Annotated in this window: 14 protein-coding genes; 1 reads left to right on the top strand and 13 read right to left on the bottom strand. The window is 60.4% G+C overall.

What is annotated here, in order from left to right:
* Positions 1-125: 125 nt before the first annotated feature.
* From fliA to flhA, 4 genes are all read right to left on the bottom strand, one after another.
* Complete coding sequence (gene fliA, locus BLS60_RS04620; RefSeq protein WP_083328722.1) at positions 126-869, bottom strand: RNA polymerase sigma factor FliA; 744 nt, start codon at positions 867-869, stop codon at positions 126-128.
* Positions 866-1,696, bottom strand: a complete 831-nt coding sequence (gene fleN / locus BLS60_RS04615) for a flagellar synthesis regulator FleN (protein WP_172140348.1) — start codon at positions 1,694-1,696, stop codon at positions 866-868. Before fleN ends, fliA begins: the two co-directional genes overlap by 4 nt.
* A gap of 95 nt (positions 1,697-1,791) precedes the next feature.
* Entirely contained in the window at positions 1,792-3,093 is a 1,302-nt protein-coding gene (flhF, locus tag BLS60_RS04610; RefSeq protein ID WP_070882929.1) for a flagellar biosynthesis GTPase FlhF, read from the bottom strand.
* Positions 3,094-3,108: 15 nt separating this feature from the next.
* The gene (gene flhA, locus BLS60_RS04605) at positions 3,109-5,217 is read right to left on the bottom strand and encodes a flagellar biosynthesis protein FlhA (RefSeq protein WP_070882928.1); all 2,109 of its coding nucleotides are present in this window, start codon (positions 5,215-5,217) and stop codon (positions 3,109-3,111) included.
* Between the two features lie 246 nt (positions 5,218-5,463).
* Here flhA and sodC point away from each other — a divergent pair, with 246 nt between their 5' ends.
* Positions 5,464-5,985, top strand: a complete 522-nt coding sequence (gene sodC / locus BLS60_RS04600) for a superoxide dismutase family protein (RefSeq protein WP_070882927.1) — start codon at positions 5,464-5,466, stop codon at positions 5,983-5,985.
* A 43-nt stretch (positions 5,986-6,028) separates the two neighbouring features.
* On the opposite strand, the gene flhB is transcribed toward sodC, so the two are convergent.
* The 9 genes from flhB to BLS60_RS04555 all read right to left on the bottom strand — a co-directional run bounded on the left by flhB (position 6,029) and on the right by BLS60_RS04555 (position 13,003).
* The gene (flhB, locus tag BLS60_RS04595; RefSeq protein ID WP_092365142.1) at positions 6,029-7,165 is read right to left on the bottom strand and encodes a flagellar biosynthesis protein FlhB; all 1,137 of its coding nucleotides are present in this window, start codon (positions 7,163-7,165) and stop codon (positions 6,029-6,031) included.
* Positions 7,165-7,941: a flagellar biosynthetic protein FliR gene (gene fliR / locus BLS60_RS04590; protein ID WP_092365139.1), complete on the bottom strand. Its 777-nt coding sequence runs from the start codon at positions 7,939-7,941 to the stop codon at positions 7,165-7,167. Before fliR ends, flhB begins: the two co-directional genes overlap by 1 nt.
* A 5-nt stretch (positions 7,942-7,946) precedes the next feature.
* On the bottom strand, positions 7,947-8,216 hold the full coding sequence (fliQ, locus tag BLS60_RS04585) for a flagellar biosynthesis protein FliQ (RefSeq protein WP_070882924.1): 270 nt from the start codon (positions 8,214-8,216) through the stop codon (positions 7,947-7,949).
* A gap of 10 nt (positions 8,217-8,226) precedes the next feature.
* Positions 8,227-9,012: a flagellar type III secretion system pore protein FliP gene (gene fliP, locus BLS60_RS04580; RefSeq protein ID WP_070882923.1), complete on the bottom strand. Its 786-nt coding sequence runs from the start codon at positions 9,010-9,012 to the stop codon at positions 8,227-8,229.
* Positions 9,012-9,437, bottom strand: a complete 426-nt coding sequence (gene fliO, locus BLS60_RS04575; protein WP_092365136.1) for a flagellar biosynthetic protein FliO — start codon at positions 9,435-9,437, stop codon at positions 9,012-9,014. The genes fliP and fliO overlap by 1 nt, the downstream gene beginning before the upstream one ends.
* 4 nt (positions 9,438-9,441) lie before the next feature.
* On the bottom strand, positions 9,442-9,909 hold the full coding sequence (gene fliN / locus BLS60_RS04570) for a flagellar motor switch protein FliN (protein ID WP_070882921.1): 468 nt from the start codon (positions 9,907-9,909) through the stop codon (positions 9,442-9,444).
* A 63-nt stretch (positions 9,910-9,972) separates the two neighbouring features.
* On the bottom strand, positions 9,973-10,944 hold the full coding sequence (fliM, locus tag BLS60_RS04565) for a flagellar motor switch protein FliM (protein WP_092365133.1): 972 nt from the start codon (positions 10,942-10,944) through the stop codon (positions 9,973-9,975).
* 15 nt (positions 10,945-10,959) lie between these two features.
* A complete protein-coding gene (gene fliL / locus BLS60_RS04560; RefSeq protein ID WP_070882919.1) occupies positions 10,960-11,484 on the bottom strand; it encodes a flagellar basal body-associated protein FliL in 525 nt (174 codons plus the stop codon).
* Between the two features lie 247 nt (positions 11,485-11,731).
* Positions 11,732-13,003 (bottom strand): flagellar hook-length control protein FliK, encoded by a 1,272-nt coding sequence (locus BLS60_RS04555; RefSeq protein ID WP_092365130.1) that lies wholly within the window; start codon positions 13,001-13,003, stop codon positions 11,732-11,734.
* Positions 13,004-13,057 lie beyond the last annotated feature (54 nt).

Raw genomic sequence — 13,057 nt, 5'->3', positions numbered from 1 at the left:
GTCCTAAAACGCATCCAGCATTCTGAAGCGCTTCTAAATCGTGAAACCGGCCTGGCGGAACGCCGCAAAACTATTGCGTCCGGCTTTGCTGCGTTCACTGTGTTTTCCAGCGCCCTGCAAATTGTCTATGCGCGCCATTCACCCAGCCGCGCACGTAAGCGTGCGGCACATTGGCTATGCAATTGGCTGACTCGCGATTCACTCACCCCCAGCACCTCGCCGATTTCCTTGAGGTTCAATTCCTCGTCGTAATACAGCGACAGCACCAGCCGTTCACGCTCTGGCAGGTTGCCAATGGCATCCACCAGCGCTGCCTGGAAACGATCGTCTTCCAGTTCATGCGAAGGTCCGTGGTGCAGGGAACTCATGTCTTCCTGCAGCCCGCCGTTCTCGCCTTCCTGCAACAGGTCGTCGAAACTGAACAGGCGGCTGCCCAAAGTGTCGCCAAGAATGCCGTAGTAATCTTCGAGACTCAATTGGAGTTCGGCAGCAACCTCCTGATCTTTAGCGTCTCTTCCGGTTCTGGCCTCAATTTTTCGTATTGCGTCGCTGACCATACGGCTATTGCGGTGCACAGAACGCGGCGCCCAGTCACCTTTACGCACTTCGTCGAGCATGGCGCCACGGATACGAATACCCGCAAACGTCTCGAAACTGGCGCCCTTGCCGGCATCGTATTTACGCGATGCCTCGAGCAGGCCAATCATCCCTGCCTGAATCAAATCATCAACCTGCACGCTGGCGGGTAACCGCGCCAACAAGTGATAGGCGATGCGCTTGACCAGCGGGGCATAGCGTTCAATCAACTGATGCTGTGAATCTCGTGCTGTTGCCTTGCTGTACATACGGAGTCCAGAGGCTGTCGTCATACAGCCGTGTCTGCAGTCGGTTGGTGCACAAGACGTTCAACGAAAAACTCCAGGTGGCCGCGAGGGTTAGCCGGCAATGGCCACGCGTCGACCTTCTGAGCAATCGCCTTGAACGCAAGTGCGCACTTCGAGCGAGGGAACGCTTCATATACCGCACGTTGCTTCTGTACGGCTTTGCGCACCGACTCGTCATAGGGCACCGCGCCTACATACTGCAGCGCAACATCCAGAAAACGGTCGGTCACCTTGGTCAGCTTAGCAAACAGATTGCGACCCTCCTGCGGGCTGTGCGCCATGTTGGCAAGCACCCGAAAACGGTTCATGCCGTGGTCGCGGTTGAGCAGCTTGATCAGCGCATAAGCGTCGGTGATCGAGGTGGGTTCGTCACACACTACCACCAGCACTTCCTGGGCCGCGCGCACGAAACTCACCACCGAGTCGCCGATACCGGCAGCGGTGTCCACGATCAGTACGTCGAGGTTGTCGCTGATGTCGCTGAACGCCTGGATAAGGCCAGCGTGCTGCATGGGCGTGAGCTGCACCATGCTCTGTGTGCCGGAGGCGGCAGGCACGATGCGCACCCCGCCCGGCCCCTGCAACACGACATCACGCAGATCACACTGGCCGTCAATCACGTCAGCGAGGGTGCGCTTGGCGGTCAGCCCAAGCAGTACGTCGACGTTGGCCAAGCCAAGGTCGGCATCCATAAGCATGACGCGCCGACCGAGATCCGCCAGCGCCAGCGACAAATTCACCGACACATTGGTCTTGCCAACGCCGCCTTTGCCGCCAGTCACCGCGATCACCTGTACGGGATGCATACCCATGTTATCTACACACCTTATCTAACGTCGCTTTAAGCCGTAGGGCCATTGTGCGCTGCCATGGCGCGCGCAACCAGCGCCTCGCCACATCTGCCTGTTCATCCTGCGCGTCGCGCCGGGTCCTGATACAACCCAGCGAACATATCGGCCATTGTGTCTTCGCTCGGCTCTTCCGGAGCCTGCAGCCCGACAGCACGGCTGACCAGTTGATGGCTGCGCGGTACGTGTATGTCATCCGGAATACGGGGGCCATCTGCCAGATAGGCTACCGGTAGACGGTGGCTAATAGCCAGACCCAATACCTCACCCATACTCGTTGCCTCATCCAGTTTACTCAGAATGCAGCCGGCGAGCCCGCAGCGCTTGTAGCTGTGATACGCCGCCTTGAGCACCTGGGCCTGGCTGGTAGCCGCCATCACCAGATAATTCCGGGCGTTGACGCCACGGCTTGCCAGAGCCTCCAGCTGCATGCGCAGCGCCGGGTCGTTGGCTGGCAGGCCGGCGGTATCAATCAGCACGACACGCTTGCGGGCCAGCGGCGACAGGGCTTGTGTCAAAGACTGCCCCGGATCGACGTGAGTCACCGATACACCAAGAATACGGCCCAAGGTCTTGAGCTGCTCCTGCGCGCCGATGCGGTAGCTGTCCATACTCACCAGCGCGATGTTCGTAGCGCCGTACTTGAGTACATAGCGCGCTGCCAGTTTGGCCAGCGTGGTGGTCTTGCCCATGCCTGCCGGACCAACCAGAGCGATAACGCCGCCCTCTTCCATCGGTTCCTGCTTGGGGGTCTGAATCGAGTGTGCCAAATGCGCCAGTACCATGCGCCAGGCCTGGCGCTGATCGGTCAGCGAAGCCACGCGATCCAGCAGCGAGCGTGCCAGTTCAGCGGGTAGGCCCATGCGCTGTAGGCGGCGCCAGAGAGTAGCCTGCTGCGGGCGACGAGCCTGCAGTTGGCCCCACGCCATGGAGCCCATTTGCATTTCGATCAATTCGCGCAGGCCATGCAACTCGGAGCGCATCGACTCCAGAGCAGACTGGTCCGCGGGTGCCGCGGCGGTCTTCTGCTGGCGCTCGAGCACAGCGGCGAGGCTGTCAGCCGCCTTAGCGGGCGCCTCGCCAAGCAATTGGCGGTCCTTGCCAGCATCGTGCTGCGCACGGGTGGTCAGTTCGGCCTGGGCACTGGCAATGCGCGATTGCGTCTTGCGCAGCTCTGCTTCCAGGGCCGGATTCGGTTGCCGTGCCGGTGCAGGCGCAACCTGATAATCGAGTGCGGCCGTCAATTCCACGCCACCTGCTACACGGCGGTTACCGATGATGGTCGCATCAGCGCCCAGCTCATCGCGAACCAACTTCATGGCTTGGCGCATATCGGCGGCGAAAAAGCGTTTGACCTGCATGGCCCGTACCCTCGATTAGTTCTGCCCCACCGTCGCAACGATGGTGACCTGCTTGTTGTCCGGAATTTCCTGGTACGCCAGAACATGCATGCTCGGGACGGCCAACCGGGCGAAACGCGAGAGCATTCCCCGAACCGGCCCGGCTGCCAGCAGAATCACCGGCTTGCCAAGCATCTCCTGACGCTGCGCTGCTTCCACCAGGGAACGTTGCAGCTTCTCGGCCATGCCAGGCTCCAGGAGGATGCCATCCTCGGAGCCTTGACCGGCCTTCTGAAGACTATTTAGCAATATCTGTTCCAACCTTGGCTCAAGGGTGATCACAGGCAGCTCCGGCTCTAGTCCCACGATGTTTTGCACGATTGCACGGGCCAGCGCGACGCGCACGGCGGCAACCATGGCGGCGGGATCTTGACTCCGTGGCGCGACGTTGGCGATGGCTTCGGCGATGGTGCGGATGTCGCGCACCGGTACCTGCTCCTGCAACAGCGCTTGCAGCACCTTGAGCAGTGTCGACAGCGAGATCAGCCCTGGAACCAGCTCCTCCGCCAGCTTGGGCGAGCTTTTCGCCAGCAACTGCATCAACTGCTGGACTTCTTCATGGCCGAGCAGCTCGTGAGCGTGCTTGTGCAACACCTGATTAAGGTGGGTGGCGACCACAGTGCTGGCGTCAACGACGGTGTAACCAAGCGATTGCGCCTGGTCACGCTGGCCTGGGTCGATCCACACCGCCTCCAGACCGAACGCCGGATCTTTGGCGGCCACTCCGTTGAGGGTGCCAAACACCTGGCCGGGGTTGATCGCCAGCTCACGGTCCGGGTACACCTCAGCTTCAGCGACACTCACACCCATTAGCGTCAAACGATAGGCGTTAGGCTGCAGGTCGAGGTTGTCGCGTATGTGCACAGACGGCATCAGGAAGCCCATCTCCTGCGAAAGCTTCTTGCGCACGCCCTTGATACGCGCCAGCAATTGCCCACCCTGGTTGCGATCGACCAGCGGGATAAGCCGGTAGCCGACTTCCAGGCCGACCATATCGACAGGCATGACGTCATCCCAGCCGAGTTCCTTGACCTCTTGAGCACGCTGCGCCGGCAACAACTCCTGTTGACGCTGTACTTCCTGGACTTCCTCTTCCTTGACCTTGCGCTGCTTGTTGGCAATCCAGTAAGCGGCGCCTGCAGCGACCAAGCCCAGGCTGATAAAGGACATGTGCGGCATGCCGGGCACCAGGCCCATGGCGATCATGATGGCGGCCGATACTGCCAACGCCCGCGGTGAGGCGAACATCTGGCGATTGACCTGAGCGCCCATGTCTTCGGAACTGGAAACCCGGGTCACCATGATCGCAGCAGCGGTCGACAGCAGCAGCGATGGTATCTGCGCCACCAGGCCGTCACCGATGGTCAGCAGGGTGTAGATACGGCCTGCATCGGCGAACGTCAGGCCGTGCTGCAGCATGCCGATGGCGACCCCGCCAATCAGGTTGATAAACAGGATCAGCAGGCCTGCAACGGCATCACCGCGGACAAATTTGCTGGCACCGTCCATCGAGCCGTAGAAATCAGCCTCCTGCGCCACTTCGCTGCGACGCTTCTTGGCTTCGACCTGATCGATCAGGCCAGCATTAAGGTCGGCGTCGATGGCCATCTGTTTGCCGGGCATGGCGTCGAGGGTGAACCGCGCGCTGACTTCAGAAATGCGCCCCGCGCCCTTGGTGACCACCACGAAGTTGATGATCATGAGGATCGCGAACACCACGATACCGACCACATAGTTGCCGCCGATCACCACCTCACCGAATGCCTGGATCACCTTACCGGCAGCATCGTGGCCGTCTTGCCCGTTGAGTAGCACCACGCGGGTGGACGCCACGTTGAGCGCCAGACGCAAGAGCGTTGCGGCCAACAGAATGGTAGGAAACACGGCGAAGTCGAGCGGCCGTAGGGCGTAAATCGCCACCAGCAACACGACGATGGACAGCGCGATGCTGAAGGTGAACAGAATGTCGAGCAGCAGCGGCGGAATCGGCAGCATGACCATGGCCAGCATGGTCAGCAGCATCAGCGGGATACCGAGATTGCCGTTGCGCAACCCGGAGAGGTTGCTGCGAACGTTGCCAATCATTTGTGAGCGATCTGCTGCCACGTGGTTACCCCGGCTGATTCAAACTTTTGACGCCCTGAGCGCCTCTGCTGCCGGTCTTTGCAAGAAGCTGTCCAAGTCTGCGAAAAGCCTTGAACGAGCGGCTCTGCGCGTGTCGCGTGTGTGGATAAAGGGGACGAAAACACGAACCACGCGGGAAAACTCAAGTCCACTCACTGTGTAGGCGATGTCTTCGCCGACAGATTTTTCATTCTCGAGGAGTGCACTATGAAACGCTGGATGATGGCCGCACTGGCCAGTTGCTGCGCCGCTAGCCTGCAAGCCGCCGACCTGACCGTCGACCTCAATGCCGTGGACGCGAAAGGCGTTGGCTCTTCAGTCGGCAAGGTGGTGATCAGTCAAAGCCCATACGGCGTGGTATTCACACCTGAGCTGCACGACCTGGCCCCCGGCGTGCACGGCTTCCATGTACACAGCAAGCCCAGCTGCGATGCCGCCGAGAAAGACGGCCAAGCATCTGCTGCAGAAGCGGCTGGCGGCCACTGGGATCCGAAGAATGCCGGCAAGCACGGTTTGCCGTGGGGTGAAGGCCATCTGGGCGACCTTCCCGCCCTGCTGGTCACCGCAGACGGCAAAGCCAACCAGCCGGTGCTGGCGCCGCGCATCAAGAGCGTCGACGAGCTGAAGAACCTGTCGCTGATGGTACATGCGGGTGGCGACAACCATGCTGACCACCCGAAACCATTGGGTGGCGGTGGCGCTCGCGTCGCCTGTGGCGTAATCAAGTAACAAACCTGCAGACATCGCGAACCGCGGTTCGCGATGCACTGGTTTATTCGTCGCGACGCAGATCAGGCGGAATGGGCAGATCCTTGAGCGGTTCAGGACGCTTGCCCTTCCCGGCCTGGTACTGGCGAATCTGATAGACATACGCCAGCACTTGGGCCACCGCCAGGTACAGCCCCGCCGGGATCTCCTGGTCAAGTTCGGTGGTGTGATAGATCGAGCGCGCGAGCGCCGGGGACTCCAGCAGCATGACCTTGTGCTCTTGGGCGATCTCACGAATTTTCAGCGCAGTAAAGTCGCTGCCCTTGGCGAGCAGCATCGGCGCCTGGCCCTTTTCAGGGTCGTACTTCAACGCCACGGCAAAGTGGGTCGGGTTTGTGATCACCACATCGGCCTGCGGCACGGCCTGCATCATGCGGCGCTGGGTCATCTCGTGCTGCAACTGACGAATGCGCTGCTTGACCTCAGGTTTGCCCTCACTGTCCTTGTACTCGTCCCGGACCTCCTGCTTGGTCATCATCAGCTTCTGCTTGTTGTCCCAGAGCTGGAACGGTACATCCACGGCGGCGATCAGAATCAGTCCGAATGACATCCACAGGGCGCTCCAGCCCACCACCTCTGCGGAATGCATGATGGCCGACTCGATCGGCTCATTGGCGATCGCCAACAAGTCGTCGCGATCCATCGACAGCACCACCAGCGCCACAACCAGGATCAGGATGAACTTCGCCAGCGCCTTGACGAGTTCGATCAGCGCCTTCATCGAGAACATGCGCTTGAGCCCAGCCAGCGGGTTCATGCGGCTGAACTTGGGTGCCATCGCCTTGGCCGAGAACAGCCAGCCGCCCAACGCGATAGGGCCGACGATGGAGGCTATCAGCAAGACCACGAAAAGCGGCATGAGCGCCTTAAGAGCAACCTCTCCAGAGGCGGCCAGCAATAACGCCATACTCCGCTCGTCAAACAACACCTCACGCGTCAGCTCGAAATTGCCACGCATGATTTCCAGCAGCGCATTGCCGATGGCGCCGCCGGTCGCCAGCAAGCCGCCGGTACCTGCCAGCATCACGGCGAAGGTGTTCAGCTCTCTGGAGCGGGCAATCTGTCCTTTCGCACGAGACTCACGGACCCGTTTCTCCGTGGGTTCCTCGCTTTTATCGGCACCGCTTTCCGACTCGGCCATCAGCTCGCCCTCGCCAGTTCACGCAGCATGATCAGTGCCTCGGAAGCCAACGCCTGATAATGCGACAGGATGTCGGCCATGGAAATCCACACGATCACCATCCCCAGCACCAGCGTGAGCGGGAAACCGATGGAAAAGATGTTCAGTTGCGGCGCCGCTCGGGTCATCACCCCAAAGGCGATATTGACCACCAGCAGCGCGGTCACCGCAGGCAGTACGATGATCAGCGCCGCACCCATTACCCAGCCGAGCTTGGTGGCTATTTCCCAGTAATGGTCGACTTGCAGCCCAGACCCGGGCGGCAGCGTAAGGAAGCTCTCGGCCAGCACTTCGAACACCACCAGGTGGCCGTTCATGGCCAGAAACAGCAGCGTAACCAACATGGTGAAGTACTGGCCAATCACCGGTACCGATATTCCGTTGGCCGGGTCGACCATGGAGGCGAACCCCAGCCCCATCTGCATCGCCAGAATCTGCCCGGCGACCACGAAGACGTGGAAGAACAGCTGCAGCACGAAGCCGAGCATCACCCCGATGAGAATCTCCTGGGCGATGAGCATGAAAGCCTGCAGGCTGATCGAGTCAACCTGCGGCATTGGCGGCAAGGTTGGCACCAGCACCACGCTGATAGCCAGCGACAAATAAAGCCGTACACGCGTCGGAACCAGCTGGGTACCGATGATCGGCATGACCATCAGCAACGCGGCGATTCGAAACAGCGGCAGCACAAAACTGCTGACCCAGCTGCCAATCTGCGCGTCGCTCAGCTCGAACATCGTGCTTAGCCGATCAGCTGCGGAATGTTCATGATCAGGTTCTGCGTGTATTCCATCAGCTGTTGCACCATCCACGGCCCGGCGACGATCAACGTCAGCAGCATGACCAACAGGCGCGGCAGAAAGCTCAGCGTCTGTTCGTTGATCTGGGTGGCGGCCTGGAACATCGCCACCAGCAGGCCGACCAGTAAACTCGGCATGACCAGCAAGCCAACCATCATGGAGATCAGCCAGAGCCCTTCGCGGAACAGGTCGACGGCAACTTCAGGGGTCATGAGAGCCTCGCTATAGGGTGCCGAAACTGCTGGCCAGGGTGCCCATGATCAGCGCCCAGCCGTCGATCAGCACGAACAGCATGATCTTGAACGGCAGGGAAATGATCAGCGGCGAGAGCATCATCATCCCCATGGCCATGAGAATACTGGCTACCACCATGTCGATGATCAAAAACGGAATGAAGATCATGAAACCGATCTGGAATGCGGTCTTCAGCTCCGAGGTCACGAACGCAGGTACCAGAATGGTCAGCGGTGCCTGCTCGGGGGTGGCGATGTCGGTACGTTTGGACAGGCGCACGAACAGCTCCAGATCGCTTTCGCGGGTCTGCGCCAGCATGAAGTTCTTGATCGGCACCTCGGCCCGCTCGATGGCCTGCTGGGCAGGTAGCTGCTGGTTCAGATAAGGCTGCAGCGCCTCGCGGTTTATCTGGTCGAACACCGGCGCCATGATGAACATGGTCAGGAACAGTGCGAGGCCGATAAGAATCTGATTGGACGGCGTCTGCTGCAGGCCCATGGCCTGACGCAGGATGGAAAAGACGATGATGATGCGCGTGAAGCTGGTCATCAACATGACGAACGCCGGGATGAAGCTCAGCGCAGTCATGATCAGCAAAATCTGCAAGCTGACCGAATATTCCTGTTGACCCTCGGCGTCGGTGCTCAGCGTAATCGCCGGAATCGACAGCGGATTATTACCCTGCTGGATCAGCGAAATACCGCCCGGCGGCTCCTGAGCGAAGGCCAGCGATGCCCCCAACGTGAACACCAGCACAAGCAGAAGACGCAGCATCAGGACTTGTCCTTCTGATCCTTGCCCAGCAGCTCCATCAGGCGCTGGGCAAACTCCGTCGACGCCGGCTCGGCATCCGGCAAGTGCACGGGCTCGGCCATCACATGCAGTTGATTGATCCGACCCGGGGTCAGGCCAAGCAATATCTGTTCGTTCCCTACCTGCACCAGCACCAGCCGATCACGCGGGCTCAATGCCTGTGTGGCGACAATCTTGATGACCTTGCCGCCCGACGGCCCCAGGCGTTGTACCCGACGCATCATCCAGGCCAGCAGAAAGATCAGGCCGATGACCAGCAACAAGCCAATTACCAGCTGCACCAACTGACCGCCGATGCCGCTACCGGCAGCGGGCGCTTGAGCGACGGGTTCGGCGGCCAGGACAGAGCAAGGCAATGTCAGCAAAGCGAGCAGGATTCTGTTCATGGTTTCAGCGCAGCTTCTTGATACGTTCGCTGGGACTGATCACGTCGGTCAGGCGGATGCCGAACTTTTCGTTGACCACTACCACTTCGCCATGCGCGATCAGCGTGCCGTTGACCAGCACGTCGAGCGGCTCGCCGGCCAGGCGATCCAACTCGATCACCGAGCCCTGGTTGAGCTGCAGCAGGTTGCGGATGGTGATATCGACATTGCCCACTTCCATGGAAATTGACACAGGAATGTCGAGAATCACATCGAGGTTCGGCCCTTCCAGATTAACCGGATTATTGACCTTGGGCATGCTCCCGAACTCTTCCATCGGCGCGCGGGGCGCGGCCGGCTGGCTCGCCGCGCTGGCAGCCAACATGGCATCGATATCGTCCTGCCCGGCATCGCCGGACTCGGACAGAGCAGCAGCCCACTCATCGGCCAACGCCTGTTCCTCTGGCGTGGTGTTTTCGTTTTCGTCTGCCATCGTTCAACCTCGGCTGGCGGTTATCAGTTGGGCCAGGCGCTGTGCGCCTGACGAAAAATATGACTAACGGTGGGTCTGGATCGGATCGAGCACCTGCAATGACAAGTTGCCTTTGTGCGAGCCAAGCTTCACCTTGAAGGACGGCACGCCATTGGCACGCAGCACCATGTGCTCCGGCAACTCCACCGGGATCACGTCGCCGGGCTGCATGTGCAAAATGTCGCGTACCTTGAGTTGGCGCTTCGCGACGCTCGCGCTGAGCGGCACCTTGACGTCGAGGATGTCTTCTCGAAGCGCCTTGCCCCAGCGCTCGTCCTGATCATCGACATCGGACTGGAAGCCGGCGTCCAGCATCTCGCGAATCGGCTCGACCATCGCGTACGGCATGGTGATATGCAGGTCGCCGCCACCGCCATCGAGTTCGATGTGAAAGGTCGAGACGACGATTACTTCACTGGGGCTGACGATGTTGGCCAGCGCCGGGTTCACTTCGGAGCCGACATACTCGAAGTTGATGTCCATGACCGCCGCCCAGGCTTCGCGCAAGTCGACGAATGCCTGATCGAGCACCATGCGCACCACACGCAACTCGGTGGGGGTGAATTCGCGGCCTTCGATCTTGGCGTGACGGCCGTCCCCGCCAAAGAAGTTATCGACGAGTTTGAACACCAGCTTCGCGTCGAGAATGAACAGGCCGGTACCGCGTAGCGGTTTCATCTTCACCAGATTGAGGCTGGTCGGCACGTACAGTGAATGAACGTATTCGCCGAACTTCATCACCTGCACGCCACCTACAGCGACATCGGCAGAGCGCCGCAGGAGGTTGAACATGCTGATGCGGGTATAGCGCGCAAAGCGCTCATTGATCATTTCCAGAGTCGGCATGCGACCGCGGACGATTCGATCCTGACTGCTCAGGTCGTAGCCTTTGACGGTACCCGGCTCGACGAACTCCTCGGTGTCCACCAGGCCGTCATCGACGCCATGCAACAGCGCATCGATCTCGTCCTGGGATAGCAGGTCTTGCACAGCCATTATTGAACTCCTGCCCTATTGCAACACGAGGTTGGTGAACAGCACCTGCTCGACGGTGACTTTACCCGTCTCCTTTTCGGCCAGTTGCTGCACACTGGCCGTTGCCTGCTGACGCAGCATTTCCTTGCCGACCGGAGTAACCAGCGTGGCGAAGTCCTGGCCGGAGAACAGCATCACCAGGTTGTTGCGCAGCACCGGCATGTGCACCTTCAAGGCGTCTAGCCCAGCCTGGTCACGCGTCATCAGCGCGACACTGACCTGCATGTAGCGCGCCCTGCCATTCTGGGTGAAATTGACCACGAAGGCTGGCGTCAGCTCTTCGTAAATAGCGGGCTGTTTAACCGGTGCGGCATGCTCCGCCTGCTCGTGAGCGGCGTCTTCCTTGGGTGCGTCCTTGCTGAGAAAGAACCACGTCCCGCCAATCGACGCGCCTACCGCCACTAGCAGTACGAGGACGATCACGATGATGAGCTTCATCTTGCCAGGCGGCTTGCTGCCTGCCTCGGCAGCTGCAGCGGGTGGGGCGTTCTTCTTAGCCATGCCAAAAATCCGTCACGAGGCGGAGATTCCTCCGCTTTCAAAGAGTTAAGAGCAAGTGTTATGCCAGTTGATCAGCAGTGGCGCAATCGCTATGGGCGCACATGGTACGCGAAAGCACCATGGCTGCGGCGAGCGCTGGGCCAGAAACGAAATCACCCTGACCGATAAGCTCGGGCAGGGTGAAGTCTAGAACACAGCATCGCGGTAAGCCGTCACGCCCCCTCGCGCCAACAAACCAAGCCGATCATCAGGCGTAGTAGTCGACCATGCCGCGGCCAGTGCCTTGAGCGGGATCGCGCAGCTCGACACTACCGATCACCCGTTCTTCGTCACCGGAACCTGCGACACCATCATCCACAAGCCGCCCATCACGACTGCGACCGTCGCCTTCCTGGCCCTGCCCTTGCCACGCTCGGCCCTGGGATTGGTCGGAGACATTCACATCGGCAAGGTCCATGCCTTGCTGGTTGAACATTTCTCGCAGGCGGTGCACCTGGCTTTCCAGCGCCTCGCGCACGCCTGGGTGGGCGCTGGCAAAGCTGATCTGTGTCTGGTCCTGATTCAGGCTGATGCGCACATCCAGACGACCAAGCTCGGCGGGGTCGAGCTGGATTTCAGCGGACTTGAGATTCTGGCTGGACATCCACATCACCTTGTCGACCACGCCCTCGCTCCAGCCGGCCTGCTGCATGGCCACGGGCTGCCCCGGTACCAGCGGTGTCCGCGCGACCTGGGACGTTTGCTGACCGATTGCCTGGCTCAGCGCACTCAGCTTGCTGACGAACTGCTCAGGCGCGGTACCTGCCGAGCTTTCCTTCAGCGCCTCCAGGCCTTCGGTGCTCAGCTCGAGTACCGGCAGCTCGGTGGTGTCGCCAGTGGCAACATCAATTTCCGTCGACTTCATGCCCATCGCTGCCATAGCACTGGCAAACGCCTGGCCACTGCTGGCCGACGAAGACGTCGCGGCATTACCGCCCGAGGTTGCAGCTTGTTGGGCAGCTTTTTCCTGCGCACCGATATCCATCGCCAAACGCACGGCCGGCAATTGGTTGAGTGCGTCAATCTCGGGATCGAAGCTGGCTTCGGTCATGCTCGCGGGTGCCGATCCAATCAGGCTGGTCGACGCGGCCGCCTGGGTCTGCAGCTCGGGATCGACAACATCCACCACGGGCTGAGGCTCGAACAGACCGAGCATCAGCAACGGATCGACAACGGCATCTTCACCCGCTGAATCGACTGGCAAGTCCTTGCCGCTTTCGGCAACTACAGGCGTCTGATCGGCGGTCGGCGCCGGACTACTGGCGCTTTCCTGCGGCTCGGCTTTGCTGTCCCGAGCGCTCTTGGCAGCGTTATCCTGCCGCTCGGCAGCCTTGGCCTGACGCTCTTTGGCATAGACCTGCGAGAAGCTGGAAGCCTCCTGCTTGCGCGGCTCGGCCTTGTTCTGCGCGGTGTTTGCCGCGGGTGCCTTGGGCTTTACAGGGGCTGCAGGCGTAAGCAGCAGATCGGGGGCAACGGGCATGAATGCTCTCCGCTTGAGTGATTCGTGACCATAGCGCAAGCAAGGCGCGGGCCA

The organism is Phytopseudomonas seleniipraecipitans, assembly GCF_900102335.1.
In the GTDB taxonomy this organism is placed as follows: Bacteria; Pseudomonadota; Gammaproteobacteria; order Pseudomonadales; family Pseudomonadaceae; genus Aquipseudomonas; species Aquipseudomonas seleniipraecipitans.
Note: the sequence above shows the minus strand (reverse complement) of the source record. Positions and strands in the feature narration are given on the sequence as shown.